At 72.0% G+C, this 26,634-nt stretch carries 22 protein-coding genes, 3 pseudogenes and 1 riboswitch; of the genes and pseudogenes, 12 read left to right on the plus strand and 13 right to left on the minus strand.

The features are described from left to right. The first annotated feature begins 109 nt into the window (after positions 1-109). A complete protein-coding gene (locus ACWC0C_RS31790; RefSeq protein WP_450867503.1) occupies positions 110-2,080 on the plus strand; it encodes a ricin-type beta-trefoil lectin domain protein in 1,971 nt (656 codons plus the stop codon). Between the two features lie 14 nt (positions 2,081-2,094). Here ACWC0C_RS31790 and ACWC0C_RS31795 read toward each other — a convergent pair whose 3' ends face one another. Then, a complete protein-coding gene (locus ACWC0C_RS31795; protein ID WP_450867504.1) occupies positions 2,095-2,943 on the minus strand; it encodes a bifunctional 5,10-methylenetetrahydrofolate dehydrogenase/5,10-methenyltetrahydrofolate cyclohydrolase in 849 nt (282 codons plus the stop codon). Positions 2,944-2,968: 25 nt separating this feature from the next. Next, positions 2,969-3,049, minus strand: a riboswitch (ZMP/ZTP riboswitch). A 90-nt stretch (positions 3,050-3,139) separates the two neighbouring features. Next, complete coding sequence (locus ACWC0C_RS31800; RefSeq protein ID WP_450867506.1) at positions 3,140-4,327, minus strand: hypothetical protein; 1,188 nt, start codon at positions 4,325-4,327, stop codon at positions 3,140-3,142. Between the two features lie 60 nt (positions 4,328-4,387). On the opposite strand from ACWC0C_RS31800, the gene ACWC0C_RS31805 reads away from it, so the two are divergent. Beyond that, positions 4,388-4,936 (plus strand): MarR family winged helix-turn-helix transcriptional regulator, encoded by a 549-nt coding sequence (locus ACWC0C_RS31805; RefSeq protein WP_449194001.1) that lies wholly within the window; start codon positions 4,388-4,390, stop codon positions 4,934-4,936. 49 nt (positions 4,937-4,985) lie between these two features. On the opposite strand, the gene ACWC0C_RS31810 is transcribed toward ACWC0C_RS31805, so the two are convergent. Next, positions 4,986-5,351: a nuclear transport factor 2 family protein gene (locus ACWC0C_RS31810; protein ID WP_449194002.1), complete on the minus strand. Its 366-nt coding sequence runs from the start codon at positions 5,349-5,351 to the stop codon at positions 4,986-4,988. A gap of 643 nt (positions 5,352-5,994) precedes the next feature. Continuing rightward, positions 5,995-6,786 carry an acyltransferase domain-containing protein gene (locus ACWC0C_RS31815; protein ID WP_450867508.1) on the minus strand — a complete coding sequence of 264 codons (792 nt, stop codon included), beginning with the start codon at positions 6,784-6,786 and terminating at the stop codon, positions 5,995-5,997. Between the two features lie 245 nt (positions 6,787-7,031). Here ACWC0C_RS31815 and ACWC0C_RS31820 point away from each other — a divergent pair, with 245 nt between their 5' ends. The 4 genes and pseudogenes from ACWC0C_RS31820 to ACWC0C_RS31835 all read left to right on the plus strand — a co-directional run bounded on the left by ACWC0C_RS31820 (position 7,032) and on the right by ACWC0C_RS31835 (position 10,571). Then, positions 7,032-8,120: an S-(hydroxymethyl)mycothiol dehydrogenase gene (locus ACWC0C_RS31820; RefSeq protein ID WP_450867510.1), complete on the plus strand. Its 1,089-nt coding sequence runs from the start codon at positions 7,032-7,034 to the stop codon at positions 8,118-8,120. Then, complete coding sequence (locus ACWC0C_RS31825; RefSeq protein WP_449194005.1) at positions 8,120-8,749, plus strand: MBL fold metallo-hydrolase; 630 nt, start codon at positions 8,120-8,122, stop codon at positions 8,747-8,749. The genes ACWC0C_RS31820 and ACWC0C_RS31825 overlap by 1 nt, the downstream gene beginning before the upstream one ends. An 88-nt stretch (positions 8,750-8,837) precedes the next feature. Beyond that, complete coding sequence (locus ACWC0C_RS31830) at positions 8,838-9,752, plus strand: SDR family oxidoreductase (RefSeq protein WP_450867512.1); 915 nt, start codon at positions 8,838-8,840, stop codon at positions 9,750-9,752. A 31-nt stretch (positions 9,753-9,783) separates the two neighbouring features. Continuing rightward, positions 9,784-10,571: pseudogene (locus ACWC0C_RS31835) on the plus strand (SDR family NAD(P)-dependent oxidoreductase). Between the two features lie 98 nt (positions 10,572-10,669). Here the strand turns inward: ACWC0C_RS31835 and ACWC0C_RS31840 are convergent. Further along, a complete protein-coding gene (locus ACWC0C_RS31840) occupies positions 10,670-11,572 on the minus strand; it encodes a LysR family transcriptional regulator (RefSeq protein WP_450867514.1) in 903 nt (300 codons plus the stop codon). Positions 11,573-11,642: 70 nt separating this feature from the next. Here ACWC0C_RS31840 and ACWC0C_RS31845 point away from each other — a divergent pair, with 70 nt between their 5' ends. Continuing rightward, positions 11,643-12,293: a maleylpyruvate isomerase family mycothiol-dependent enzyme gene (locus ACWC0C_RS31845; RefSeq protein ID WP_449194009.1), complete on the plus strand. Its 651-nt coding sequence runs from the start codon at positions 11,643-11,645 to the stop codon at positions 12,291-12,293. A gap of 113 nt (positions 12,294-12,406) precedes the next feature. Further along, positions 12,407-13,102, plus strand: coding sequence for a L,D-transpeptidase family protein (locus ACWC0C_RS31850; protein WP_450867516.1), 696 nt, complete (start codon positions 12,407-12,409; stop codon positions 13,100-13,102). Positions 13,103-13,121: 19 nt separating this feature from the next. On the opposite strand, the pseudogene ACWC0C_RS31855 reads toward ACWC0C_RS31850, so the two are convergent. Further along, positions 13,122-13,475: pseudogene (locus ACWC0C_RS31855) on the minus strand (gfo/Idh/MocA family oxidoreductase); the annotation flags it as partial. A gap of 3 nt (positions 13,476-13,478) precedes the next feature. Here ACWC0C_RS31855 and ACWC0C_RS31860 point away from each other — a divergent pair. Together ACWC0C_RS31860 and ACWC0C_RS31865 are read left to right on the plus strand one after the other, a co-directional pair. Beyond that, positions 13,479-14,288 (plus strand): annotated as a pseudogene (locus ACWC0C_RS31860) (ROK family protein); the annotation flags it as partial. A gap of 99 nt (positions 14,289-14,387) precedes the next feature. Continuing rightward, positions 14,388-14,582, plus strand: coding sequence for a hypothetical protein (locus ACWC0C_RS31865; RefSeq protein ID WP_449194012.1), 195 nt, complete (start codon positions 14,388-14,390; stop codon positions 14,580-14,582). Between the two features lie 89 nt (positions 14,583-14,671). Here the strand turns inward: ACWC0C_RS31865 and ACWC0C_RS31870 are convergent, their stop codons facing one another. Both ACWC0C_RS31870 and ACWC0C_RS31875 read right to left on the minus strand, forming a co-directional pair. Further along, positions 14,672-16,057 carry a S1 family peptidase gene (locus tag ACWC0C_RS31870; RefSeq protein WP_450867518.1) on the minus strand — a complete coding sequence of 462 codons (1,386 nt, stop codon included), beginning with the start codon at positions 16,055-16,057 and terminating at the stop codon, positions 14,672-14,674. A 748-nt stretch (positions 16,058-16,805) separates the two neighbouring features. Continuing rightward, positions 16,806-17,636: an SAM-dependent methyltransferase gene (locus ACWC0C_RS31875; protein ID WP_450867519.1), complete on the minus strand. Its 831-nt coding sequence runs from the start codon at positions 17,634-17,636 to the stop codon at positions 16,806-16,808. Between the two features lie 163 nt (positions 17,637-17,799). Here ACWC0C_RS31875 and ACWC0C_RS31880 point away from each other — a divergent pair, with 163 nt between their 5' ends. Both ACWC0C_RS31880 and ACWC0C_RS31885 read left to right on the plus strand, forming a co-directional pair. Further along, positions 17,800-18,978 carry a MalY/PatB family protein gene (locus ACWC0C_RS31880; RefSeq protein WP_450867520.1) on the plus strand — a complete coding sequence of 393 codons (1,179 nt, stop codon included), beginning with the start codon at positions 17,800-17,802 and terminating at the stop codon, positions 18,976-18,978. 43 nt (positions 18,979-19,021) lie between these two features. Beyond that, positions 19,022-19,408, plus strand: coding sequence for a PPOX class F420-dependent oxidoreductase (locus ACWC0C_RS31885; RefSeq protein WP_450867521.1), 387 nt, complete (start codon positions 19,022-19,024; stop codon positions 19,406-19,408). Positions 19,409-19,429: 21 nt separating this feature from the next. On the opposite strand, the gene ACWC0C_RS31890 is transcribed toward ACWC0C_RS31885, so the two are convergent. The 5 genes from ACWC0C_RS31890 to ACWC0C_RS31910 all read right to left on the minus strand — a co-directional run bounded on the left by ACWC0C_RS31890 (position 19,430) and on the right by ACWC0C_RS31910 (position 26,517). After that, the gene (locus tag ACWC0C_RS31890) at positions 19,430-22,189 is read right to left on the minus strand and encodes an alpha/beta hydrolase family protein (RefSeq protein WP_450867522.1); all 2,760 of its coding nucleotides are present in this window, start codon (positions 22,187-22,189) and stop codon (positions 19,430-19,432) included. Between the two features lie 187 nt (positions 22,190-22,376). Continuing rightward, complete coding sequence (locus tag ACWC0C_RS31895; protein ID WP_449194018.1) at positions 22,377-22,796, minus strand: Zn-ribbon domain-containing OB-fold protein; 420 nt, start codon at positions 22,794-22,796, stop codon at positions 22,377-22,379. Between the two features lie 159 nt (positions 22,797-22,955). Continuing rightward, positions 22,956-23,693 carry a TetR family transcriptional regulator gene (locus ACWC0C_RS31900; RefSeq protein WP_450867523.1) on the minus strand — a complete coding sequence of 246 codons (738 nt, stop codon included), beginning with the start codon at positions 23,691-23,693 and terminating at the stop codon, positions 22,956-22,958. Between the two features lie 140 nt (positions 23,694-23,833). Next, complete coding sequence (locus ACWC0C_RS31905; RefSeq protein ID WP_450867524.1) at positions 23,834-25,120, minus strand: cytochrome P450; 1,287 nt, start codon at positions 25,118-25,120, stop codon at positions 23,834-23,836. Between the two features lie 47 nt (positions 25,121-25,167). Beyond that, positions 25,168-26,517 (minus strand): glutamine synthetase family protein, encoded by a 1,350-nt coding sequence (locus ACWC0C_RS31910; protein ID WP_450867525.1) that lies wholly within the window; start codon positions 26,515-26,517, stop codon positions 25,168-25,170. Positions 26,518-26,634: the final 117 nt, after the last annotated feature.

Genomic DNA, 26,634 nt, shown 5'->3' on the forward strand with positions numbered 1-26,634 from the left:
GGGCGGCTCTACGGTCGGCGCGCAGTGTGTTCGGTTCACCGATCCATGTTCGAGATACCGATCAGCGATGTCGATCTGCTGGAGTCCCGTTCCGCTCGCGGAGGCGCCGATGTACCCCCCACCCCGTCCGATCGCCGAAGCCGTCGTACACCGGCGTCGCAACGCCGCCGTACGCGCGCTCGTCCTGGCCCTCACCGTGGCCGCCGCCCTGCTCTTCGCCCAGCCTGGTCCGGCCCGCGCGGCGACGGGCCGTCAGATCCCCGTGCCCACCGCGCCGATGGGCTGGGCCTCCTGGAACAGCTTCGCCGCGAAGATCGACTACAGCGTCATCAAGAAGCAGGCCGACGCGTTCGCGGCGGCCGGACTTCCGGACGCCGGATACAAGTACATCAACATCGACGAGGGCTGGTGGCAGGGCACCCGCGACAGCGACGGCAACATCACCGTCGACACCGGTGAGTGGCCCGGCGGCATGAGCGCCATCGCCGACTACATCCACAGCAAGGGCCTGAAGGCCGGCATCTACACCGACGCCGGCAAGAACGGCTGCGGCTACTACTACCCGACCGGCCGCCCGGCCGCCCCGAACACCGGCAGCGAGGGCCACTACGACCAGGACATGCTCCAGTTCTCGAAGTGGGGCTTCGACTTCGTCAAGGTCGACTGGTGCGGCGGCGACGCCGAGGGACTGGACGCGGCGACGACGTACAAGGCGATCAGCTCCGCCGTCGCCAAGGCCGCCGCGACCACCGGCCGCCCGCTCACCCTCTCCGTGTGCAACTGGGGCAAGCAGAACCCCTGGAACTGGGCGCCGGGCCTCGCCCCCATGTGGCGGACCAGCACGGACATCATCTACTACGGCAACGCGCCCTCGCAGACCAGCATGCTGTCCAACTTCGACCAGGCCCTGCACCCCGCCGCCCAGCACACCGGCTCCTACAACGACCCCGACATGCTGATGGTCGGCATGCCCGGCCTCACCGCCGCGCAGAACCGCACCCACATGGCCCTGTGGGCGATCTCCGGCGCCCCGCTGCTGGCCGGCAACGACCTCACCACCATGTCCGGCGAGACGGCGGCGATCCTGAAGAACCCCGACGTCGTCGCCGTCGACCAGGACCCGCGCGGCCTGCAGGGCGTCAAGGTCGCCGAGGACACCACCGGACTCCAGGTCTACGGCAAGGTCCTCTCCGGCACCGGCAACCGGGCCGTCGTCCTGCTCAACCGCACCTCCGCCGCACAGGACATCACCGTCCGCTGGTCCGATCTCGGCCTGACCGGCGCTCCGGCCACCGTGCGTGACCTGTGGGCGCGGCAGGACCTCGGGTCGTACGCCACGAGCTACACCACCCGTGTACCGGCGGGCGGCTCGGTGATGCTCAAGGTGAGCGGCACCGAGACGGCGGGCGGCGATTACAGCGCAACCTCCACCGGCCATTACACGGGCGTGAGCGCCGCGAGCACCGGCCTGAACGTGGTCGACATCGCCTACACCAACACCGGCTCCACGGCGGTCGCCGGCACACTCCAGGTCAACGGGCAGACGGCGACCACGGTCTCCTTCCCGCCGACCGGCTCGGCCCAGGGCACGGTCTCGGTCCAGGCCGATCTCACCAAGGGATCCGCCAACTCCCTCACCCTGACCGGCGGTCCGGCCCTCGGCGCCCTCACCGTCAGACCCGTCCCGGGCACCGACGGCACCCTGCTGGTCGGCAAGCAGTCCGGCCGCTGTGCGGACGTCTACGACAACACGATCACCAACGGTACCCAGGCCGAGCTGTGGGACTGCAACGGCGGAGCCAACCAGGCCTGGACATACACCTCCCGCAAGGAGCTCGTCGTCTACGGCGACAAGTGCCTCGACGCCTACAACCTCGGCACCACCGACGGCACCAAGGTGGTGATCTGGGACTGCAACGGCCAGGACAACCAGAAGTGGACGGCGAACGCCGACGGCAGCCTCACCAACGTCCACGCCGGCCTGTGCCTGGACGCGTACGACGCCGGTACCGGCAACGGCACGTCGCTGGTGCTGTGGAGCTGCAACGGCGGCGCCAACCAGAAGTGGTCCAGGACCTGACCGGGGCTACGTGATCACACGCCGAGCTGCCGGGTGGCGGCCTCGACGGTCTGCTCCAGCAGGGTGGCGATCGTCATGGGTCCGACACCGCCCGGCACCGGCGTGATCAGTGAGGCCCGCTCCACGGCGGAGTCGAAGTCGACATCGCCGACGTTGCCCGGGTTGTAGCCCGCGTCGATCACGACGGCGCCGGGCTTGATGTCCTGACCGCGGATCAGCCGCGGCCGGCCCACGGCGGCGACGACGATGTCCGCCTCGCGTACGGCCGCCGACAGGTCCCGGGTGCGCGAGTGGCAGTACGTGACGGTCGCGTCCCGCGCCAGCAGCAGCATGCCCACCGGCTTGCCGAGGATCGCGCTGCGGCCCACGACCACGGCGCGCTTCCCCGCGGGGTCGACGCCGTACTCGTCCAGCAGCCGCAGGATGCCGCCGGGCGTGCAGGAGACGAAGCCCGGCAGGCCGAAGCTCATCGTGGCGAAGGAGGCGAAGGTGACGCCGTCGACGTCCTTCTCCGGCGCGATCGCCTCGAACGCGGCCCGCTCGTCGAGCGAATCGCCCACCGGGTGCTGGAGCAGAATGCCGTGCACGGCCGCGTCGGCCGACAACTCCCGCAGGGTGCCGACCAGTTCGCCGGTGGAGGTGGTGGCGGGCAGGGCCACGTGCCGGGAGGCGATCCCCGCCTTGCGGCAGCGGTTCTGCTTCATGCGGACATAGGTCACGGACGCCGGATCTGCACCGACGAGCACGGTCGCGAGACAGGGCGCGGTGCCGGTCCGTTCGGTCAGCCCGGCTGCCTTCTTCGCGGTGTCCTCGACGATACGGCGGGCGAGGGCGGTGCCGTCCATGAGACGGGCCTGGGTCATGCTGCACACTCCTGAGCTGGATCGACTCTCTCGCCCAGGCGCGCGGCATCCACCACGGACCGCTCCCCGGTGGTACTCCACCTCAGCGCCAGTCACGGCCCGGGTACAGCCTAACCGAGGGCGCGTATGGCTCTCGGGCCCCGCCCACCGGGGTCGGTGCGGCGGGGCCCGGTGTCATGAGCGAGCCGCGGTGCCGTCAGGCCTGGGCGTCCGGTACGGAGGCCTTCGCGGCCGGGCCTGTGGGGCGTGCGGGTGCCTTCGGGGTCGGGCCTGTCGGGAGGGGGGCCTCCAGGGGCGGTGCCGGCAGGTCCTGCGTGGCGGGGGCAGCCGCCGCCCGGGCCGGGACCGCCGGGGCTGATGGCGCCGCGTCTTGTGAGGCGGGGTTGGGTGTTGCTGTGTCCGGTGCCGCCGGCGCGGATGCCGCTGGGTCCGGCGCGGTCGGCTCCGGTGTTGGTGTGTTCGTTGCGGCCGGGCTTGGTGTCGGTGTGGTCGTTGCTGCCGGGCTTGGTGTCGGCGTGTCCGTCCTGGTCAGGACCGGAGTCGGTGTGTCCGTCCCGGCCGGGCCCGGTGCCGTGGGGTCAGCGCCGGCCAGGAACGCGGCCGCCCCCGCCCGCAGCCGGTCGGCGCCGATGGCCTCCGCCCAGCGGACGATCTCCGTGGCCAGCGCCGCCGCGCCCGCCTCGTCGCCCGTGTCCCGGGCCAGTACCGCGAGCAACAACTGCTGGGAGAGGGTGCCGCGTACGGCGCCGGCCCGGGCGCCGAGCGCGGTGGCCCGCCGCCAGCGCTCCTGGGCCCGCTCGTGGTCGCCGGAGTCGTGGTCCTGGTCCCCGAGGTGCCGCAGCGCCTCGCGGGCCAGCAGATCGTCGGTGCCGTCCTCCCCGGCATGCAGGGCCCGCGCATAGTGCCCGGCGGCGGCCGTACGGTCGGCGAAGTGATTGTCCGCGATCAGCCCGCGGTAGTGCGCCGCCCAGCCCCGGCGCACCTCGTCCGGGGCCGCGTCGTACAGGTCCCGCGCCCGGTCGCGCAGGGCGGCGAGCGCCTCGGGATCCTTGCCCGTAGGGCCGATGTGCAAGGTACCGGCGACGTGGAGCAGCCGGGCGTAGGTGTGTCTGAGCCGGAGGAAGCCGGTGTCCCAGTCGCCGTCCGGGAACTCCCGCTCGGCCGCCTCGATCCGGGCGGCCGCGGTGTCGGTCCCGGCGAACCAGTCCCGGTCCAGGGCGACTTCGGCGCGGGCCCGGACGAGCCGCGCGCGGTCGGCGGGGTCGTCGGCGGTGACCGCGTCCAGGAGCAGCGCGGCCCGCTCCCAGCGGCCTGCGGTGCTCAACTCACGTGCGGCGCGGAGAAGTTGGTCGACATCCACGAAAGCGTGTGCGGCATGTGTCATGTGCGGCAAAGTAATTATCCGAAAAATGATCCACAAGAAAACTACTGCGGGAGGCAGGCAGTGCAGGACTCGGTGGACCGGCATGTGGCCGTCTGGGCGCGTGAGCTGGACTGGCTGGACCCGGTACGGGAGGCCATCGCCGCCCGGCTGATGATCGTCGCCCGGCACGCCTCGCAGGCCCGCCGGGAGGTGCTGGACGCCGACGGCCTGAAGTACTGGCAGTACAAGGTCCTGCTGACGCTGCGCAGGTCGGGGCCGCCGTACGAGTCCAGTCCGTCCCTGCTCGCCGAGCGGCTGGGGCTGACCAGGGGCGCGCTGTCGGCCCGGCTGGGCCCGATCGAGGAGGCGGGTCTGATCGCGCGGACCCACGAGACCGGCGACCGCCGGCGCGTGCGGGTCCGGCTCACCGAGGCCGGCCACGCCGCCTTCGAGGCACACGCGGCAGCGGAGGACGCGGGCGAAGGCGCGCTGCTCTCCGTGCTGACCGAAGCAGAGCGCACGACACTGGCAGACCTGCTGCGGAAGCTGGTGCTCGCCGTCGAGGGCGAGCCCGGGGCAGCCGTCCCAGGCTCGCCCGAGCCGAGAAGGTCCAGGTCAGCCGGGAGGTGACCTGGACCCTCGCGAATCTCCTTCCGGCGCCTGTCATGCCGGCGGGTGCCTACTCGTCCCAGGCCTGGATGATCAACTGGTCGGCTATCTTGCCGTCCCGCAACGTGACCATCGACTCGGCGAGGACCCGGGTGCCGTCCCCGTACTGACAGGACTCGGTGAACGCGGCGTGATCACCCTGCACGACGCACCGGTCCAGCTTGTGTGTCATGTCGCGGCTGTAGATGTCGTCCAGCAACTCGGCGATCTGGCCCCGGCCGCGCAGGACGGTGGGGTGGCTGGGCTGGTGGTTGTGGTCGACGATACGGATCTCCGCGTCGTCGGCGTAGAGCGACAGAAGGGTGTTCCCGGTGTTCCCTTCTATGCCCCGGCGCAGTGTCTCGGTGTCGAAGGCGGAACCTGTCGCGCTGCCCATCGTGACCTCCTTCGGGCGCCTGCGGCCCGGCGGGGCGCGGACCGCGCGAACTCCCACCCTCAGACTCCTCCGGCCCGCCATCCACGGCAAGCGCAGCCCAGGGGCTCCGCCGTGCGCAGGGCACGGGCCCCGCGGGTCCCCGGACAGGTGCGCGCCCTGAGCCGGACGAGCCGCACCCGATCACCGCCCTCGTGGCACCCCTGACGGACGAGCCCGCCAGCCGCCGGCCGTCACGGCCCAAGCCACTCATGCCCGTGGGGGCCGTCCTGGCCGAGGAGCACGCACATGGGGGTCGTCCTGGCGTGGGGCGCCGCGCGTGAGGGTGGTTTCGGCTGTGGGCGCGGACGTGATGGTCGTCCTGGCGGAAGGGCAGGCACATGGGGGCGGTCCTGGCATGGGGCGACGCGCGTGAGGGTGGTCTCGGCCGTGGGCACGCACATGATGGCCGTCCCGGCATGCGGCGACGTACACGAGGGTCGTCCTGGCATGCGGCGACGCACGCGAGGATCGTCCCGGCCACGGACATGGCGGTCGTCCCGGCATACGGCGACGCACATGAGGGCCGTTCCGGCATGCGGCGCCGCACAGGGGGGCGGTACCGGCCCCCGTGCCCGGACTCGGGAATTCCTCCCGGCCGCAGTCCTCAGCCCGGCGTGGCTCCGGGGTCGAGGCTCGGGCCCGAGCGTAGTGCCGCCCAGTCGCGGGACAGGGCGAAAGCCGAGGTCGTGCCGTCCGGAAGGTGGTCCGGGAGGCAGCGCGGGAGCAGGCGGGTGAGCCGGTCTCCAGGGCCCAGTTCCAGCCAGTTGCGGACCCCGTCGTGGTGGAGTATCTCGACGGTCTCCGCGAAGCGCAGCGGCGCACGCCGCACCCAGAACTCCGGCTCGGCGGTCTCGGCGCCCACCGGGCGGGCGGTGACGTCGCAGACGAGCGGGAGACGCGGCGCACGCGGGTGGAGTGTGGCGAGGGTACGGCCGTAGGCGTCGAGGATGCCGTCCAGCCGGGAGGAGTGCGGCGCCGGGTCCGCCGGGCCGTCCAGGAGGCGGGCCAGGGTACCGGCCGCGTGGCAGGCGTCCGCCAGGGAGAAGACGCCCGCGGCGTACGCGGCGGCCATCCGCCCGGCCGCCTGCCCGAACACCACGTCCGGCCGCACCCCCCAGCTGCCCAGCAGCCGGTACTGCGCCACCTGAAGCGCGAAGACCGCCGGCCCGGCGAACGACTCCCGGCCCAGCAGCGCGGCCGTACGCGTGCCGGCGCCGGCGAACATCACGCATTTCAACGGGAGTTCGAGATACGGATCGAGACGCGCGCAGATGTCGTCCAGCGCGTCGGCGAACACCGGGAATGCGTCCAGGAGTTCACGCCCTGTTCCGGGGCGCGGTGCGGCACCGCCCGAGAAAAGGAATGCGGTACGTCCATTGCGGCCTTCGATGGGCATGCCCCCATTGAGGCATGGTCAGGCCGAAGCACACACCAGGCAAACTCATGCACCCTGCAAAAAGATTGCCATCATGGAATGACGTTATTCGATCAAATTCTTACCAGAGGGAGGTGTATTTCTTACGGAGGAATCACGCCCGGCCGGTGGCCGGAAAGATCCGCGGTGCCCGTCGTGGTCCGCCCCGCTGCCGATCGGTCGCGCGTAGGGTCGGCAGCGAAGACAATCGAGGAAGGGGCCAGACCGTGGCGCAGGAAGTACGCGGCGTGATCGCACCGGGGAAGGACGAGCCGGTCCGGGTCGAGACGATCGTGGTGCCGGATCCCGGGCCCGGCGAAGCCGTGGTGCGCGTCCAGGCCTGCGGTGTCTGTCATACCGATCTGCACTACAAGCAGGGTGGCATCTCGGACGACTTCCCCTTCCTGCTCGGTCACGAGGCCGCCGGTGTCGTGGAGTCGGTCGGCGACGGCGTGACCGACGTGGCACCCGGCGACTTCGTCGTCCTCAACTGGCGTGCGGTGTGCGGTGCCTGCCGGGCCTGTCTGCGCGGTCGCCCCTGGTACTGCTTCAACACCCACAACGCCCGGCAGAAGATGACCCTCGCGGCCACCGGGCAGGAGTTGTCCCCGGCCCTCGGCATCGGCGCGTTCGCCGAGAAGACCCTCGTCGCCGCCGGCCAGTGCACCAAGGTCGACCCGGCCGTCTCCCCGGCGGTCGCCGGCCTGCTGGGCTGCGGCGTCATGGCCGGGATCGGCGCCGCGATCAACACCGGTGGCGTCGGCCGCGGTGACTCCGTCGCGGTCATCGGGTGCGGCGGCGTCGGCGACGCGGCCATCGCCGGATCGAACCTCGCCGGCGCGGCGAAGATCATCGCCGTGGACATCGACGACCGCAAGCTGGACAAGGCCCGCACCCTGGGCGCCACCCACACCGTCAACTCCAAGGAGACCGACCCGGTCGAGGCGATCCGCGAGCTGACCGGCGGCTTCGGCGCCGACGTCGTGATCGAGGCGGTCGGCCGCCCGGAGACGTACAAGCAGGCCTTCTACGCCCGCGACCTCGCCGGCACCGTCGTCCTCGTCGGCGTCCCCACGCCCGAGATGAAGCTCGAACTGCCCCTGCTGGACGTCTTCGGCCGCGGCGGCGCCCTGAAATCGAGCTGGTACGGCGACTGCCTGCCCTCCCGCGACTTCCCCATGCTCATCGACCTGCACCTGCAGGGCCGGCTGCCGCTCGACGCGTTCGTCACCGAGACCATCCAGCTCGACGAGGTGGAGAAGGCGTTCGAGCGGATGCACCACGGCGACGTGCTGCGCTCGGTGGTGGTGCTGTGATGACCGTACGCATCGAACGCCTCGTCACCTCCGGGCAGTTCACCCTCGACGGCGGCACCTGGGAGGTCGAGAACAACGTGTGGATCGTCGGCGACGAGCGTGAGGTGATCGTCATCGACGCCGCCCACGACGCCGATGCCATCGCCCGCGCCGTCGACGACCGCCGGCTGATCGCCATCGTGTGCACGCACGCCCACAACGACCACGTCAACGCCGCACCCGAACTCGCCGACCGCACCGGCGCCACCATCTGGCTGCACCCCGACGATCTGCCGCTGTGGAAGACGACCCACCCGCACCGCGACCCCGACCGGCACCTCCTCGACGGCCAGGTCATCGAGGCGGCCGGCGCCGACCTGACCGTGCTCCACACCCCCGGCCACGCCCCCGGCGCCGTCTGCCTCTACGACCCCGCGCTCGCCACCGTCTTCACCGGGGACACCCTCTTCCGGGGCGGCCCGGGCGCCACCGGACGCTCCTACTCCCACTTCCCGACGATCATCGACTCCATCCGGAACAAGCTCCTCACCCTCCCGCCGGAGACCAAGGTCCTCACCGGCCACGGCGACCCCACCACCATCGGCGCGGAAGCACCCCACCTGGACGAGTGGATCAGACGCGGACACTGACACCAGGCCGGCAATCCCGACAGAGGATGTCCGGCTTTCCCGTGACAGTGGACGGCGACAGCAGTTCACAGCACACGGGAGGCCGGACATGTCAGGACCACTCAAGGGCAAGGTGGCGCTGGTCGCGGGTGCGACCCGGGGCGCCGGACGCGGCATCGCCGTGGAGCTCGGCGCGGCCGGCGCCACCGTCTACGTCACCGGCCGCAGCACACGCGAGCGCCGCTCGGAGTACGACCGCCCCGAGACCATCGAGGACACCGCCGACCTCGTCGACGCCGCCGGCGGACACGGCATCGCCGTCGCCACCGACCATCTGGATACCTCCGCCGTACAAGCCCTGGTGGACCGCATCGACGGCGAACAGGGCCGCCTCGACCTCCTCGTCAACGACATCTGGGGCGGCGAGAGACTCTTCGAGTGGGACACACCGGTCTGGGAGCACAACCTCGCGGGCGGCCTCAGACTGCTGCGGCTCGCGGTCGAGACCCATGCCATCACCAGCCACTTCGCGCTGCCGCTCCTGCTGCGCCGGCCCGGCGGCCTGGTCGTGGAAATGACCGACGGCACCGCCGACTACAACCGCGACACCTACCGCGTGAACTTCTTCTACGACCTCGCCAAGGCCTCCGTCCTGCGCATGGCCTTCGCCCTCGGCCACGAGCTCGGCCCGCGTGGCGCCACCGCCGTCGCCCTGACCCCGGGCTGGCTGCGCTCGGAGCTGATGCTCGACGCGTACGGCGTCCGCGAGGACAACTGGCGCGACGCCCTCGCCCGCGCACCGCACTTCGCCATCTCCGAGACCCCGCGCTTCGTCGGCCGCGCCGTCGCCGCGCTGGCCGCAGACCCCGACGTGGCCCGTTTCAACGGGCAGTCGTTGTCCAGCGGCGGGCTCGCCCAGGAGTACGGCTTCACCGACCTCGACGGCAGCCGCCCCGACGCCTGGCGCTACCTGGTCGAGGTGCAGGACGCGGGCAAGCCGGCCGACGTCAGCGGATACCGCTGAAAGGACGCCCGCGGGACCGTACGGTCAGCCCATGACCGATCACACCCGCTTCGCAGGACACGGAGTTCTCGTCACGGGCGCGGCCCGCGGTATCGGCGCCGCCGTCGCGAGGAGGCTCGCCGAGGAGGGTGGGCAGGTCCTGGTCACCGACCAGGACCTGCCCGAGGCCGAGCGGACCGCCGCCGGTCTGCGCCAACAGGGCCTCACCGCCGAGGCGTTGGCGTGCGACATCGCCGACCGCGCCTCGGTGGAGGCGGCCGTCGCCCACGCCGTCGCCGCGTTCGGCTCGCTCGACGTGCTGGTCAACTGCGCCGCCCACTGCACCCGGACGTCCCGCTCTTCGAGGACGACCCCGACGACGCATGGGCCCTCGACCTCGACATCACCCTCACCGGCGCCTACCGCTGCTGCCGCGCCGCCCTGCCCCACCTCGCCGCCTCCGGGCGCGGCGCGATCGTCGGCATCGGCTCCGTCAACGGCCTGCAGGACTTCGGCAACCACGCCTACAGCGCGGCCAAGGCCGGCTTCGGCTCGCTGACCCGCACCCTCGCCGGGCACGCGGCGGCCCGGGGCGTGCGGGTGAACCTCGTGGTGCCGGGCACGGTCCGCACCTCCGCGTGGGAGGGGCGGGAGGACGAACTCGACGCGATCCGCACGCTGTACCCGCTCGGCCGGATCGGCGAGCCCGAGGACATCGCCGCCGCGGTCGCCTTCCTCGCCTCCCGCGACGCCGCCTGGATCACCGGCACCACACTGGTGGTCGACGGCGGACTCACCGCGGTGAACACCGGCTTCCACGCAGCAGCGCGGCACCGGTGAGCAGACGGGAATGTGACGACAGGCCCTAGGGGCGCGGGGAACCGCGCGAGCGACCACGACGTACCCGCACCCGGCCATGGTCAGAGCCCCCACAGCGCTCAGCCGCCCCCGCCCATCCCCTTGCGCAACCGTCCCAGAAGTTCTCCCGCCGCCGGAGTCATCGGCCCTTCCGCGCGCCAGGCGAGGGCCACTCGGCCGCGTGCGCCCGGGGCGTCGACAGGCAAGGTCGTGAGGCCGGTCCGGTGGCCGAGGCCGGGCAGCAGCGCGACCCCCAGGCCGCGAGCCGCCAGCCGGCACAACGCGTCCGGCGTCGCCGCCTCGAACGCGACATGCGGGCGGAAGCCGGCCTCGGCACACAGCCGTTCCAGGACACCGCGCATCCCGGTCCCGTGCGGCAGGCTGATCAGCCGGTGCCCGCGCAGGGCCGTCGGCGGAACGGCGCCGGCACCGTCGAACTCCACGAGCAGGGCATGCCCAGGGACGGCCGCCACGACCAGCGGCTCCTCGATCACCACGTGCAGAGCGACGCCCGGCGGTGGAACCTCCTCCGCGACGCCGACGACCGCGAGATCCAGCTCGCCCCGGCGCAGCGCCGCCAGCATCCGGTCCGAGGTGTCCTCGATGAGGGTGACCTCCACCTGAGGATGCGCGTCGTGGAAGACCGCCAGCTGCCCGGACACATCGAAGGCGTGCGCGAGGGTGCCGGGGACGAGACCGACGGCGACCCGGCCGCGCAGCAGCCCCGTGTACTCCTCCACCGCCTGCCGCACCCCGTCGACGGCCGCGAGCGCCGCCCGCGCATACGGCAGCACGGCCTCACCCACCTCCGTGAGCCGCACCGAGCGGCCCGAGCGGTCCAGCAGCGGCTGGCCCAGCTCCCGCTCCAGCTGCCGTATCTGCGCGCTCAGCCCGGGCTGGGCCAGATGCAGCCGTTCGGCGGCCCGGGTGAACCCGGCCTCCTCCACCACCGTCACGAAGTACCGCAGCTGCCTCAGCTCCATAACGGATCATGCTAGATGCGAGAAGGATCATGTCTTGGACTTCCGGCCGCGGGGTCAACACCCTGGGTGCATGGGGAAAGCAGCACGCAGCACAGCAGACCGGGCCACCCTGGCCACCACCATCGCCGCCGAGCGCCGAGAACTGGCCGATCTCTTCGAGGCGTTGACACCCGAGCAGTGGAACGCGCCCAGTCTGTGCGTGGGCTGGCGGGTGCGGGAGGTCGTGGCGCACATGTCGATGGGGTTCCGCTACCCGACGGCACAGGTACTGGTGGAACTGGTCAAGGCGCGTGGCAGCCTGAACCGGATGACCGACCGGCTCGCCCGCCGAGACACGGCCGCCCACCCGGACGCCGTACTCGCCGGGTTCCTGCGCACCCACGCCCACCACCCCTGGACGCCCCCGGTCGGCGGTCTCGCCGCGGCCCTCGGGCACGACGTCGTGCACGGCCTGGACGTCATCGTCGCCCTGGGACTGGACCGCGCGGTGCCCGAGGACCGGCTGCGGATCCTCCTCGACGCCGTCGACCCGCGGGCCTTCCGGCTCTTCGGTACCGACCTCACCGGCGTACGGCTGTGTGCGGACGACCTCGACTGGTCCTTCGGCTCGGGCGCGCCGCTGTACGGCCGCGGCCAGGACCTGTTGCTGGTCGCCTACGGCCGCAGGCTGCCCGCCGGTCGGCTGCGCGGTGACGAAGTTCACCGTTTCGTCACAGACTGACCGGAAACACAACCCCCACGCCTCCGCGCAGGTCTAGTAGTCCGAGATCGCGGGCATCGCGCAGGGGAGCACCCGGGGCAGGCCCTGGGCGAACAGGGGAGAAGGGGTTGCAGATGGGGGACAAACGCAGACGGGGCGTCGTCGCGCTGGGCGTGACGGGACTGGTGGCGCCGCTCACACTCGCCTTCACCGCGGCACCGGCCCAGGCCGCGAGCTGCACCACGCAGACGGGGCCGTATCAGAAGCAGGTGGAGAAGTTCCTCGGCCGGCCGGTCGACGGCAAGCAGTCCGGGGCCGACTGCCAGGCCATCCAGGCCTTCCAGAACAAGCACGGCATCACGCCCGCCATCGGCTATGCCGGGCCCGTCACCTGGGGCGTGATGGACCTGATGAACAAGCAGAAGGCCGTGGGGAACGACCCCAACAAGGACGGCGCGTGCCCGGTCGACAAGGGCCGGATCGCCTGTGTGAACCTCACGCTCCAGCTGAGCTGGATCCAGGACGGCAAGAAGCTCGTCTACGGACCGGTCCCCGTGCGCACCGGCCGCAAGGGCTACACCACCCGCACCGGCCTGAAGAAGATCTACTGGCGGGACATCGACCACGTCTCGACCGTCTACAACGTGCCGATGCCCTACAGCCAGTTCTTCGACGGCGGCCAGGCCTTCCACTCGGTCAACCTGAGCATGTGGAACCCGCCGGGCTCGCACGGCTGCGTCAACATGACGACCAAGGACGCCAAGGCGTACTGGTCGCTGCTGAGGACGGGCGACGACGTCTTCGTCTACGGCCGCAAGCCGGGCACCTGAGCCGTCGCCGCCCGGGCCGTCACGCCTCCGGCGCGTCCCCGAAGTCGGGGATCGCGAGCCGGACCCCGCCCTGCCGCGCCGACTCGTGCGCGATGATGCCCGGCAGGGTGTAGCGGGCGGCCACCCACGCGTTCACCGAGGGCAGCGAACGAGTGTTGACCGCGGTGACGAAGTCGTCCACGAGGAAGTGATGGCTGCCCTCGTGGCCGTTGTGCAGCCGGTCGAACTCCCAGGGCAGCCTGGAGCGGTCGTGCACCGGCGCCGACCCCGAGGTGAAGGAGGCCCGCAGCTCCGGCGCGATGTGGGCCAGGGACGGATCGCCGGGCGCCGGCGTCGGCTTGGGCTCCAGCAGCTCGCTGATGTCCTTCACCCCGCCACGCACGACCCGGGCGCGGTCGCCGCACTGCTCGCGGAGATGGCCGCCGAGCTGGCCGAGGGCCACCCCGCCCCGGCGGGCATCGGCATCGGCGCCGGCGGCCTGGTGCGCGAGCGTGCCGTGGTCGCGGAGTCGCCGTTCCTCGGCTGGCGGGATGTGCCGCTCGCCACACTGGTCCAGGAGCGCACCGGGCTGCCGGTCGTCGTGGAGAACGACGTGGCCGCCCTGGTCGAAGCCGAGACCTGGTTCGGCGCGGGCCGCGGACTCGACCGCTTCGCCGTCCTGACCATCGGTGCCGGTATCGGCTACGGGCTGGTGCTGGGCGGCAGACGCGTGCCGTTCGCCGAGGACGGCCGCGGCTTCGGCCGGCACTGGATCATCGACCCGCACGGTCCGCTCACCCCCACCGGGGAACGCGGCAGCGCCGTGTCGTTGCTCACCATCCCCGCCATCGAGTACCAGATCCGCGCCGCCACCGGCCGCGACACCACCTACGAGGAGATCCTCGCCGGCGCCACCGCCGGCGAACCCATGGCCGCCCGGGTCGTCCACGAGGCCGCGCGCGCCCTCGGCATCCTGGTCGCACAGATCGCCAACTTCGCGATGCCGCAGAAGATCCTGCTCGCCGGAGAGGGTGTCGGCCTGATGGATGTGGCCGGGAACACGGTCCACGACACCATCCGCGCCCACCGGCATCCGCACGCCGATCCGGTAGGCCTGGAGACGAAGGTCTCCGACTTCCACGACTGGGCGCGCGGCGCCGCCGTGCCGGCGATTCAGGTGCTTGTACTGGGTGAGGGCCGGGTGTGAACTCCCGCCTCACGCTTGACACATTGACGTGATGAGTACCACGTCCGAAATGCCCGTATCACGTGTACTTACTCACAGCGCCTTCACGATGATCGGCATATGCTTCACAGCATGTCCACCACTGTTGAAGCCGCCCCCGAGCGCTCTGCGCGATCGGCCGCGGAGGTCAACGAGGAGATCAGGGCCCTGTGGCGCCGGTCGGGCGGGACACTGACCACCGAGCAGCGCGCGCAGTACCAGCGCCTCGTGATGGAGTGGGCCGCCGCGACCCCAAGGTCGCAGCGGGCGGCCTGACCGACCTCGCGCCCACCGCGCCGCATTCCTCCAGGGCACCCGTGAAAACACGGGTGCCCTTCGTATGTCGGCTGCGGGCCGCGGGCTCGTCAGCCCCAGGTCGCCGAGTAGTACCGCTGATAGGCCTTGCGGTCCTGCTCGGCCCGGATGTAGCGGGTCGCGACCAGGGCGATCAGACTGCCCGCGATCACCAGCAGCCCGGGACCGATGTTCCGGGTGTCCGTCAGCCGCGCCAGCAGCGTCTGCCCCTGGGCCCCCGTCACCGGCGCCGAGGAACCCGGCGAGGCCGCGCTCGGCGCCACCGCGCCCTGTGCCGCCGGGGCGGACGACGCGGGGGAGGGGCCGGCGTTCTGCGCGGCGGCGCCGGCGTTCCGCGCCGACACGATCAGCTTGACGTTCAGCGCCGTCAGCGCCTTCGTCACCGGTTGGAAGAACGTCGTCCCGCCCGTCGTGCAGTCACCGCTGCCGCCCGAGGTGACACCGAGCGCGATCCCGTCGGAGAACATCGGACCGCCGCTGTCGCCGGGTTCGGCACACACGTTGGTCTGGATGAGTCCGGTGACCGTCCCCTCGGGGTAGTTGACGGTCGCGTTCAGCGCGGTGACCTGGCCGTCGTGCAGGCCGCTGGTGCTGCCGCTGCGGAACACCCGCTGCCCGACCGCCGCATCGGCGAGCCCCGTGATCCGCACTCCGTTGCCGCCGCCGATCGCGACGACGTCGGCGCCGTCACCGGCCTTGCCGGAGGCGTACTGCACGAGCGAGAAGTCATTGCCGGGGAAGGTGCTGCTCACCGTCTGGCCGAGCTGCTGGTTGCCCTGGTTGTCGGCGAACCAGGTGGATCCCGTGGGACCGCAGTGACCGGCCGTGAGGATGAAGTCTCTCTGCCCGTTGGTCACATTGAACCCCGCCGAGCAGCGGCCGCCGGTCGACAGGATCGGCTGGGCGCCGTTCAGCCGCGTGGTGAACGTGCCCTTCGTACGCTCCATCCGCACGAAGCCCCCGATCCTCGCGGCGACTTGGCTCATCCGGGACCAGTCGCCTGCGGAGACCGTGCTGTCCGCGCTCACCACGACCCGGTTGGTCCGGTAGTCCACCGCCCACGCCGTGCCCGCCACACGCGGTGCCGAACGCAGCGTGGCCGTCGCCGACTTGAGCTCGTTCATGCTGTGCGACACGACCTTCGCCTCGGCCCCCGCGCGCCGGACCTCCCGCGCCGCCGCCTGGTCGGTCACCGCCACGACCGGCCGCCCGTCGGCACCGATCCAGTTGCCCGCCGTGCGCCCCGTGCCGAGCCGCGTCACCAGCGCGGCGCCGGTGTCCCCCGCGCCGGCGGCCTTGGAGAGCGGTCTTGCGGCAGCCGGAGGTGACTCGCTCGCCATGGCCGCCTGGGTGACCATCACGCCGCCCAGGAGGAGTCCGCCGACCGCCGCCAGGCGTGTCACCCGCCTGACGATCCGTCGTCGTACGTGCCGCATGTAAGGGCTCCCGAAGCCGAACCGAACGCACACCGCCCGAACCGGCGGCGCGAGACCCTCGGGTCGTAGAGGGCCCACACGTCCATACGCGGCTCGGGGCCGCGGCGTTCAGCGACAGCGGTGATCTCGACCGGCCGGGGGTCGGGGCCTTGTGGGTGTCTTGGGCCGGGGCTTGGTTCTCGTGGGTGTCTTGCGCTGGGGTCTGGGTCTTGTGGGTGTCTTGGGCTGGGGCTTGGTTCTCGTGGGTCTCGTGAGCCGGGGTCCGGTTCTCGTGGGTCTCGTGAGCCGGGGTCCGGTTCTCGTGGGTCTCGTCCGCCGGGTCTCGGTTCTGGCGGGACCCTGTCCGCGCGGATCCCGGTTCTGGCGGGACCCTGCCCGCCCGGCCCTGGGTCTCGCGGGATCTCGCTCGCCCGGACCTGGCTCTCGTGGGTGCCGTCCGCCGGGACCCGGGTCTTACAGGTCCCTCCCGCCGGGACCCGAGGTCCCGCGGGATCCCGTCCGCGCGGACCTGGTTCTGGTGGGACCCTGCCCGCCCGGACCCGGTTCTGGTGGGACCCTGCCCGCCCGGCCCCGGCTCTGGCGGGACCCCGCCCGCGCGGACCCGCTCTGGCGGGATCCCGCCCCGCGCGGACCTGCTCTCGCGGGACCCCGCCCGTGCTCAGTTCTTGGGGGCCTCCGGTCCGGGCTCAGCTCTTGCGGGGGCCTCCGGGGCCGGGCTCAGTTCTTGCGGGGGCCTCCGGGGCCGGGCTCAGTTCTTGCGGGCCACCCCGCCGAACATCGCGACCTCCTCCGGCTCGCCCCCGTGATCGTGTTCCGGGCGCCAGCGCGAGCAGGACACGACCCCCGGTTCCAGCAGCTCCAGACCGTCGAAGAACCGGGCCACGTTTTCGGGCGTGCGCTGGGTCAGCTTGGGGGTGCCATGCTCGTTCCAGAACTTCACCGCCTCGTCCACGTCCGGCATGGACGGGTGGGTGACGGTGTGCGACAGCACCAGATGGCTGCCCGCCGGCAGCCGCTCCGTCAACCGCCGTACCAGACCGTACGGGTCCTCGTCGTCGCCGATGAAGATGACCACGCCGAGCAGCATCAGCGCCACCGGCTCGCTGAAGTCCAGTGTCTTCGCGGCGTGTTCGAGGATCGCGTCGACGTTGCGCAGATCCTGGTCCAGATAGTCGGTACGGCCCTCCGGCGTGCTCGTCAGCAGGGCACGCGCGTGCGCCAGGACCAGCGGGTCGTTGTCGACGTACACGATCCGTGACTCGGGCGCGATGCGCTGGGCCACCTCGTGCGTGTTGTCGGCGGTGGGCAGCCCGGTGCCGATGTCCAGGAACTGCCGGATGCCCACCTCACCGGCCAGATGGCGCACCGCGCGGCCGAGGAACAGCCGGTCGGCGCGGGCGTACTCCCCGATACCCGGGTGCAGTCGGCGAATCTGGTCGCCGGCCGCCCGGTCGACCTCGTAGTTGTCCTTGCCGCCGAGCCAGTAGTTCCAGATCCGGGCGGTGTGCGGCTGGCCGGTGTTGATGCGGGCGCGCAGCGACACCGCCACGTCGTCGGTGGCTGCCGGGTTGTCGGTCACGTGGGTCAGCTCCTGGATACGGGTGAATGCCTGATGCGGATGAATGCCCGATGAGGGTGATGCACCGTTCAAGACGCAATCTAGACGCCCGAGTTGATCTCCGCCGCCCGTCCCGGCGTTTCCGCTCGTTCCCGCACCCCCACGGCCTCTTATGGTGAGCCCCATGACCAGCATCCCGCACACCGCTCCCGGCGAACCCGACCCGCTGCGCGCCCTCGGCCTGGAGCAGCTGCGCCGTCGTACGAGCATGAAGTGGCGCACCTACCCCGAGGACGTGCTGCCCTTGTGGGTGGCCGAGATGGACGTGCCCCTCGCTCCAGCCGTGGTCCGTGCCGTCACCGACGCGCTCGCCCTCGGCGATACCGGCTACCCCGCCGGCACCGCCTACGCCGAGGCGCTGGCCGCGTTCGCCGCCGCACGCTGGAGCTGGGACGGGCTCGCCGTCGAGCGCACCGCGATCGTTCCGGACGTGATGCTCGGAGTGGTCGAAATGCTCAAACTGGTCACCGGGCCCGGCGATCCGGTGATCGTCAATCCGCCCGTGTACCAGCCGTTCTTCCAGTTCATCACGCACATGGACCGCCGGGTGGCCGAGGCCCCGCTCGGCGCCGACCTCCGGATCGACATGGCCGCGCTGGAGGAGGCGTTCCGGGAGGCGACCGCCGGCCGCGGCCGCGCCGCCTACCTGCTGTGCAGCCCGCACAACCCCACCGGCACCGTCCACACCGCCGCTGAACTGGCCGCCGTCGCCGCCCTCGCCGAGCGGTACGGCGTCCGGGTCGTCGCGGACGAGATCCACGCCCCGCTCGTCGCCCCCGGCGCCACCTTCGTGCCGTACCTGAGCGTGCCCGGCGCCGAGAACGGCCTGTCCCTGATGTCGGCCTCCAAGGGCTGGAACCTGGCCGGTATCAAGGCCGCCCTCGCCCTGGCCGGACCCAAGGCCGCCACCGACCTCGACCATCTCCCGGAGGAGGTCGGCCACGGACCCAGCCACGTCGGCGTCATCGCCCACACCGCCGCCCTGCGCGATGCCACCGGCTGGCTGGACGCCCTGCTGGCCGGTCTGGAGGCCAACCGGAGCCTGCTCGCCGACCTGCTCGCCGAACACCTGCCCGGCGTCCGCGCGTACCCAGCCGAGGCCACCTATCTGGCCTGGCTCGACTGCCGCGCCCTCGGCCTCGGCGACGACCCCGCGCAGATCTTCCTCGACCGCGGCCGGGTCGCCCTGAGCTCGGGCCCGCTCTTCGGCACCGGCGGCGCGGGGCACGTACGCCTGAACCTGGCGACCTCCCCAGGGATCCTCACCGAGGGGGTACGGCGCATGGCGGCGGCCCTGGGATGACCGGGCAGGGCCCGTGAGCCGCCGGCCTCCTACACTGCCGGGCATGGACGACACGCGGCTGGACCGGCTCGGCTCCGGCAAGTACCTGCTGGTGACCAGCTACCGCAAGAACGGCACCCCGGTCCCCACCCCGGTGTGGGTGGTCCGGGACGGTGACACCCTCGGTGTCTGGACGGCCGCCGACAGCTTCAAGGTCAAGCGGATCCGGCGCCGTGCCGACGTCCTCGTCGGCCCCTGCGACCTGCGCGGCAACCCCACCGGCGACCCGCTGCCGGCCACCGCGCGGATCACCGACGCCGCCACCACCGCCCGCTACCGGAACCTCATCGCCCGCAAGTACGGCATCCTCGGCCGCCTCACCCTGCTGGGCAGCCGGATGCGGCGCGGCCTGGACGGAACGGTCGGGATCCGGGTGACCCTCGCCGAATGAGGGCCACCCGGAACCGGTGCGCTAGGACGCGTCCAGCACCGAACCGGACAGCACCAGCCCGTCGGACCTCGGCTCGCCGGTGTTCATGTCCACCTGCTGGAACCGCACCGACTCGGCCGGCTCCCGCACGCCGTCCTTGACCGTGGGCACGGTGATGTCCACGCTCGTCCGCCCCGCCTGGATCTCCACCCACAGGTAGATGCCGGCCTTGGACAGCGGACGCTCCGGGTCGGGCTTCGCCCCGGCGGTCTCCTGCAGCCAGCGCGCCGAGACGTCCTTGGTGGACAGCTCCGGCCCGGTGCCCGGCACCACCGTGAACATCGCGTTCATGTCCACGTCGACCGCCTCCGACAGGGACAGCCGCCAGGTCAGCGACTTCCCCTCGGAGACCCGGTCGGCGACCGGCGTGACGGTCATCGCAGGCGCCGGATCGTCGTCGTGGACCGTGATCCCGCCACGGTAGGAGCCGACGACCGCACCGCGGACCGCCTTGACCAGGACGTCGTGCGACACGTCCAGGCCGTAGCGCGTGTTGCCCTTCACCTCGACCGGCACGTCGATGTCGTGACCGCCCGGACGCACCGTCACCAGCCGCTCCGCGGCCTTCCCCGTGGCCGGGTCCATGACATACACCCGGACCTGTCCGCTGCCGTGGCCCGTCACCCGCACCGGAACACGGTAGGTGCGCACACCCGAGTCGCCCTCGTTCACCGTCATACGGCCGACGTCCACGCGGGGCAGCGCGGCCGCCCGCGCGGCCGGGGTACCGGGACGCCAGCCCCACGCGTCCATCAGCCAGGCCTGCCCGGACGCCGAACGCGGCGTCAGCTCGAGGGACTTGACCGAGCCGAGCGAGAACCCGGCGCGAGTGGCCGCCGCCAGCGGCACCCGGAACTCGCGCGCCCAGTACGACGCGGTCCGCCCGCTGCCGGGCAGCCCGTCGGCACGGATCCGGCCCAGCTTCGCCGTACGGCCGCTTGTGTCGGTGAGGGACACGTCGAGCTGCGTGCCCTTGGAGTTCGGCGGCACGAACAGCCGCAGCGTCAGCGCCTTGGAGCCCGACAGCGACACCGGCTGCCGGACGCTCACCCGCGCGGGCGTGCCGGCGCGGGTCCAGCGCAGCGCGATCGCCTGCCGGCCGGTCTCCCGGCCGGCTTCCCACTGCGCGAAGTGCGGCGACGCTCCCGCCGCACGCTGCCCCAGACAGGCCTTGCCCGGGCTGGGGTTGACCGCGTCGCACAGCCGGGCGCCGGTCACCGACACCCCGCCGTCGGGCAGGAACCCGGCGCCCCGGCGCGCGCCGACGGCATGGCTGAGGACCCGTGCCGGGTCCGCCGACGGAGCCCGCCGCCCGGAGCCGTCCAGCAGCGGTCGCACCCGGTCGTCCCCGCCCACGAACAGCCGCGCGGCGGCCGCGATGTACGTCGACCCGGCCCGGTGCTGCTGGTCGGCCGTGAGCCGGGTCGCAGCGTGCTTGTTGCACACGGCGTCCGGGTGCCGCGGGTCGTCGGAGAAGTCGTCCTCGGAAGGCGCCGCCGACTGCCCCGGCGTCCACTCGGAGTTGAAGAAGTTGTGGTCGGCGCCGATGACGTACACGGCACTGTGCAGCGCGCTGCCGTTGCTGACCGCGCGGGTGCCGTCGACGTACACCTCGCCCTGCAGGTCGGAGACGTCACCGTCGCAGCCGGGCAGGATCGTCACCGAGGGCACGTCGGGCACCGGGTTCTGACCGAAGACGGTGGGGCCGATGAGGACCATGCCCCGGATGGTCCAGCGGACCGGGCCGTGATAGCCGTCCTGGTCGGCGGGCGGCGGATAGAGACTGTCCAGGGCCGCCCGGTTGACGCCCTCGCCGCCCCGGGAGTGCCCGACGAGCAGCACGCGGGACAGGTCGGCACGCGGTGACCGGCGTACGGCCGGCGGTGCGGTCTCCGGGTGCGCGGCCCAGTCGGCCCAGCGGGCCAGGTGCTGCCGTACCAGTGAGGAGCGGGCCTCGGCGCCGCCGTCCTCGGCCGCGAAGTCCTGGCCGTTGATGCCGTTGGCGGAGATCGAGACGGTCACATAGCCCTGCGAGGCCAGGAGCCGCTGGTCGCGCAGGTAACCGCGGTGGCTCGGCACGGGCTTCGTACCGGCCTTGCACGGCCACTCGCCGGTGATGTCCTGGCCCTGGTAGCAGGTGTAGTGGCGGCCGTGCAGGAACAGCGCGAGCGGGCGCCTGCCGGACGCGTCGACGGGGGCGACGACCACCCCGCGCATCTCCACGGGAGCGGGGAAGCCCGGCAGCTTGACCGACTTGAGGTCGTACTCGCCGGTCCTGGTCCGGTACGGGCCGGCCTTGCCGGGATCGACCTCGTTCGCCGGCAGCGGGGCCGGCGGCCGGGCCGCGGAGGTGGTCCCGGTGGCGTTCGGCTGGTCCAGCCGCCGTCCGCCGGACCACACTTGGAGCCCGTGCAGCTCACCGGCCCGCTGTCCGTCCAGCGGCAGCCGGAAGGTGTGCCCGTCCGCGCCGGGCCGTGGCACCCCCAACAGGTGCTCGCCCGAACGGAATTCGACCCGCGCGTCGCCCATCGGCACCGGCCGGTCCGACCGCCACACCAGCTGCGGCTCCGACCGCCCGCCGGCGATCCGCCAGCCCGGCGGCAGCGGAGTACCGCCCTCCCGGGCGGCCGATATGCCTTCCTGTAAGCGTGGTTGAGCCTGTGCGACTGCCGCCCCTGGGGATGCTCCCGCCACCGCGAGCAACGCGGCGGCGGTCACCCATATGCGCCGGGCACGGACCACTTTCTCCTCCTCCAGCCCCGACCTCGGGCGTCCCGGCCGTCCCGGGCGCCCCTCGATCCCGGAGGACGGAAGGCGCGGTCCATGGGTTGCCTGTGCAGGAGAAGTGAACGATCACATGGGTGATCAGCGCATTGTCCGGCGCTCGCGTCAGCCGTCCTGTGCCGCTCGCGTCAGCCGTCTCGTGCCGTCAGGTCCAGGCGCTGCGGTACGACTCGTCCAGCAGCTGGAAGACCGGTTCGCCCCGCACCGGGTCCTGGGTGGTGGACAGCCGGACCCGGTCGCCGCTGTGGATGCCGACCGGCGGGCCCATGACCCGGCCCCGCACGACGAACCCCTCGGCCATCTCCACCAGCGAGACATTGCGCGCCGCGGGCGTGTTGCGGTGCACCACGGTGGAGTGCCGGACCGTCCCGACGCCCTCGCTGCGCTCCGTGCGCAGCTCGCTGCCCTGGCACACCGGACACAGCAGCCGGTGGTACATCGCGGTGCCGCACCAGGTGCACCGCTGGAAGTGGATGGCGTCCCTGGAGTCCACGGAGACGGGATCGAGCACACCCGCCGCGGAGCCGGCCGCCGGATACGAGGCGTTTGCTGAGTGGTGGTACACGCTGGTCAACTCCCTGCGCTCGGCCGGAATCCCGCGTGTCCGGCGCGCACCGGGCACACGCGTGCGCGGCGGCCGTGCCACCGTGCACGGCGACAGAGTATGGCACTCAGTGTCACTCGTAAAGGCACTCCGTACCCCCAATTTATGGCCAGGGGTGCGTCAGCCGCGGCCGAGTGCCGCCTCCAGCTCCTGCACCACCCGCCACAGCGGGGCGTCCCGGCGGGAGACGAGCACGATCACGTCGTCGGGATGGCCGGCCCCTGTCAGGCCCACGGGGGTGGGTGCCGCCGCCGCGGGCTCGGCGCTGCGCCCGAACGTCGTCTGCACATATCCGAGTGCGTGATCCACCGCCGCGCCCGCGTCGCCCAGGCCGTCCGAACGCAGCCAGAAGCGCAGGGCGTTGTTGTGTGCGGCGACGACCGCCGCCGCGATGACGTCCGCCCGCAGCGTCCCGTCGGGCCGGCCCGCGAACCGGGCGCGCAGATACTCGGCGAGTGCGCGCTCGTAGCGCCAGACCACCGACAGCTCGTAGGCCCGCAGGCCCGGCACCTGCTTGGTGAGGCGGTAGCGCTGCACGGAGAACGTCGGGTTCTCCGCGTACATCCCCAGCACCAGCCGGGCCGCGTCGCACACCCGCCGCACCGGTTCGTGCTCCTCGGCGCTCGCCGCGAGGAAGGCGGTCATGTCGGCCAGGCAGCGCTCGTGGTCGGGGAAGACCACATCCTCTTTCGAGGGGAAATAACGGAAGAACGAACGCCGGCCGACCCCGGCCAGGGCCACGATGTCGTCCACGGTGGTCTGCTCGTACCCGCGTTCCAGGAAGAGCCGGAAGGCCGCCGCGACGAGGGCCTCCCGCATCGGCGGCTTCGCGGTCGGCGCGGCGCTGCTGGAGCTCATGAAGGGGAACGTAGCACCCGGACGGGTCCACTGACACTCAGTGCAGCGCGAGTGGGCTCTCGGGGGAACTGAGTGCTGTGCGAGCGTGCGGACGACACGGTCCGTACCGAGCCCGCCTCGGACTGTGACGTTTCCCGCCCTCAAGCCAGGGTGACCTCGACCGGCAGCCTCTTGATGCCGTTGACGAAGTTCGAGCGGACACGGGGGACCTCACCGGTCAGACGGATGTCCGCGAGGCGCGGGATCAGCTCCTCGAACATGATCCGGATCTCGGTGCGGGCCAGCAGATTGCCCAGGCACAGGTGCGGGCTGCCCTTGCCGAAGGTGACGTGGTCGTTGTGCCGGCGGGCCACGTCGAAGTCGTACGGATTGACGAAGACCTCCTCGTCGCGGTTGCCGGAGGCGTACCACATGACGACCTTGTCGCCCTCCTTGATCCGCTTGCCGCCCAGCTCGACGTCGCGGGTCGCGGTACGGCGGAAGTGGTAGACCGGGGAGGCCCAGCGCAGGAACTCCTCCACGGCCGTGGGGATCAGGGACGGGTCCTCCTGGAGGCGGGCCAGCTGCTCGGGGTGCTGGAGCAGGGCCAGCATGGAGTGGGTGATGGTGTGCCGGGTCGTCTCGTTGCCGGCCACGACCAGCAGCAGGAAGTAGTTGTCGAAGTCCCGCGCGGACAGCGGGACGCCGTCGCGCGGGGTGGTGTTGACCAGCCGCGACACCAGGTCCGTGCCGTTGCCGCCGCGCCGCTGCCGGGCCAGCTCCCGCCCGTAGGCGAAGACTTCGAGCGAGGCCGGGGAGCGGAACGGCAGGTCCCGGTACTCCTCGCTCTCCTCGCTGTGCAGCAGCACGTCCGCGTAGTCCGGGTCGGTGTTGCCGATGATGCGGTTGCCCCAGTCGATGAGCTGCTGGTTGTCCTGCGGCGGCACGTCCAGCAGCCGGGCGAGGACGTTGATCGGGAAGTCGGCCGACACCTCCTTGGCGAAGTCGAAACGGCCCTTCGCCAGAGCCGCGTCCAGCGTCTTCGCGGTCAGACCGCGCAGGAAGTCGCCGTAGCTGTTGATCACGCTCGCCCCGAACTGCCGCTGGATCACGCTGCGCAGCGCCCGGTGCCGTACGCCGTCCAGCTCCAGGATGGAGGCCCGCTTCTTGATCTGGTCGTCGTCCAGCTCCTCCAGGTTGACGAACCGCGTCGAGGTGAACGTCTCCGCGTCCCGGTCGACACGGGCGATGTCCGCGTGCCGGGTGACCGCCCAGAAGCCGGAGTTGGGTGCCTGCTCCGGCTGCCAGTGCACGGGGTCCTGGTGGCGCAGGGTGTGGAACATCCGCCACGGGGTGACCCCGTCGGTGAAGTTGTCGAGGTCGGCGAGGTCGACGTCCCCGAGGGGCATCGGCTCGTGCGCGGCCGCGGTGGGGGTCTCGGTGGTCATGGGGTGGCTCCTGGGCGTCACGTGGGGTGTCGATGGGGCTGGCCGGGTCACAGGTGGTAGGCGTACTCGGTGAACTCCCAGTCGGTGACGAACCGTTGGAAGCGCTCGACCTCGTCGCGCTTGTAGGAGAGGAAGGAGGCGGTGAAGTCCTTGCCGAGGATCTCGGTCAGGGCGGTGTCCGCCTCCAGCGCGTCCAGCGCGGCGGACAGGGTCGTCGGCAGCATGGCCGACCTGGCGGTGTCGTAGCCGTAGCCCTCCAACGGGGCCGGGGGCGCCTCGCCGGCCAGCACACCCAGCAGGGCGGCGGCGATCGTGCCGGCGATCGCGAGGTACGGGTTGGCGCTCGCGTCGCCGAGCCGCAGCTCCATGCGGGCGCCGCTGCCGCGCTCCGGTGGGATGCGCACCATGGCACTGCGGTTGTCCAGCCCCCAGTCGATCAGCCAGGGCGCGAGGGTGTCCGGGCCGAAGCGCTTGTACGAGTTCACCGTGGGGTTGAGCAGCGCGGCCAGGGCCGGGGCGTGCGCGAGGACGCCGGCCACGGCGTGGCGCGCGGTGGGGGAGAGGCCGTACGGCCCCGCCGGGTCGTCGAAGGCGTTGCGGCCCTCGGCGTCGTCGCACGACAGGTGCAGGTGGAAACCGGAGCCGCCGCAGTCGTTGAACGGCTTGGCCATGAAGGTGGCCAGCCGGCCCTCGCGGCGGGCCAGCTCCTTGACCGCGGCCTTGAAACGGAAGGCGCGGTCGGCGGCCGACAGGGCCGCGGAGTGGACCAGGTTGATCTCGAACTGGCCGGCGTCGAACTCGTGGTTCCCGCTGAGCACGCCGATGTTCAGGTCGCGCACCTGGCGCAGGGTGCGCAACAGGTGGTTGTCGGGGTCGGCGCGCAGTCCGGCGGTGTAGACGACACCCGGTTCCCGGGCGTACCGGCGCCAGCCGCCGCCGGGGGCCGGTTCGCACAGGTAGTACTCCAGCTCCGGTCCGACGATCGGCCGCAGCCCGTGCTCGCGGCAGCGCCCCAGGACCGTGCGCAGCAGGTCGCGGGGTGACTCGGGGGCCGGTGACCCGGTGGCCGGGTCCACCACCTCCGCGAGACAGGAGGCGACGCCCGGCTCCCACGGCAGCGCGGTCAGCGTGTCGAGATCCGGCCGTACGGCGATGTCGGGCAGCCCCGCGTCCAGGCCACCGCTGACCGGGACGACGTCCCCTTGCGGACTGGTGTGGTAGACGGCCCGGCAGAAGGCCAGCCCGTGCTGCATGGCCCGGGGCAGTTCCCCGACCAGGACGTCGCGAGCCCGCTCGGTGCCGATCAGATCGGGATAGGTCACCCGGACGACATCGATGCCGTCGGCGGCGAGCCGGTCCATGTGGCGGCGGACTTCCTGCTGGTCATGAGCGCTCACCGGGGTCTCCTGCGGCGGATAGGGGCACCTCGGTCCCGGACGGCGCCCGGCTCGTTGTTTGACGCCAAACGGTAGGGAGCGCTGTGCCGTACCGCAAGGTTTCGGCAGCAAGAATTT

It is taken from the genome of Streptomyces sp. NPDC001709, from assembly GCF_053596375.1.

Coding starts and splice junctions, on each gene's coding strand:
- ACWC0C_RS31800 (WP_450867506.1), bottom strand. CDS start 4,327: ATGACACATGCCGCACACGCTTTCGTGGATGTCGACCAACTTCTCCGC.
- ACWC0C_RS31810 (WP_449194002.1), bottom strand. CDS start 5,351: ATGGGCAGCGCGACAGGTTCCGCCTTCGACACCGAGACACTGCGCCGG.
- ACWC0C_RS31795 (WP_450867504.1), bottom strand. CDS start 2,943: ATGACCCAGGCCCGTCTCATGGACGGCACCGCCCTCGCCCGCCGTATC.
- ACWC0C_RS31830 (WP_450867512.1), top strand. CDS start 8,838: ATGTCAGGACCACTCAAGGGCAAGGTGGCGCTGGTCGCGGGTGCGACC.
- ACWC0C_RS31885 (WP_450867521.1), top strand. CDS start 19,022: ATGGACGACACGCGGCTGGACCGGCTCGGCTCCGGCAAGTACCTGCTG.
- ACWC0C_RS31840 (WP_450867514.1), bottom strand. CDS start 11,572: ATGGAGCTGAGGCAGCTGCGGTACTTCGTGACGGTGGTGGAGGAGGCC.
- ACWC0C_RS31790 (WP_450867503.1), top strand. CDS start 110: ATGTACCCCCCACCCCGTCCGATCGCCGAAGCCGTCGTACACCGGCGT.
- ACWC0C_RS31845 (WP_449194009.1), top strand. CDS start 11,643: ATGGGGAAAGCAGCACGCAGCACAGCAGACCGGGCCACCCTGGCCACC.
- ACWC0C_RS31825 (WP_449194005.1), top strand. CDS start 8,120: ATGACCGTACGCATCGAACGCCTCGTCACCTCCGGGCAGTTCACCCTC.
- ACWC0C_RS31900 (WP_450867523.1), bottom strand. CDS start 23,693: ATGAGCTCCAGCAGCGCCGCGCCGACCGCGAAGCCGCCGATGCGGGAG.
- ACWC0C_RS31870 (WP_450867518.1), bottom strand. CDS start 16,057: ATGCGGCACGTACGACGACGGATCGTCAGGCGGGTGACACGCCTGGCG.
- ACWC0C_RS31865 (WP_449194012.1), top strand. CDS start 14,388: ATGCTTCACAGCATGTCCACCACTGTTGAAGCCGCCCCCGAGCGCTCT.
- ACWC0C_RS31850 (WP_450867516.1), top strand. CDS start 12,407: ATGGGGGACAAACGCAGACGGGGCGTCGTCGCGCTGGGCGTGACGGGA.
- ACWC0C_RS31905 (WP_450867524.1), bottom strand. CDS start 25,120: ATGACCACCGAGACCCCCACCGCGGCCGCGCACGAGCCGATGCCCCTC.
- ACWC0C_RS31880 (WP_450867520.1), top strand. CDS start 17,800: ATGACCAGCATCCCGCACACCGCTCCCGGCGAACCCGACCCGCTGCGC.
- ACWC0C_RS31815 (WP_450867508.1), bottom strand. CDS start 6,786: ATGCCCATCGAAGGCCGCAATGGACGTACCGCATTCCTTTTCTCGGGC.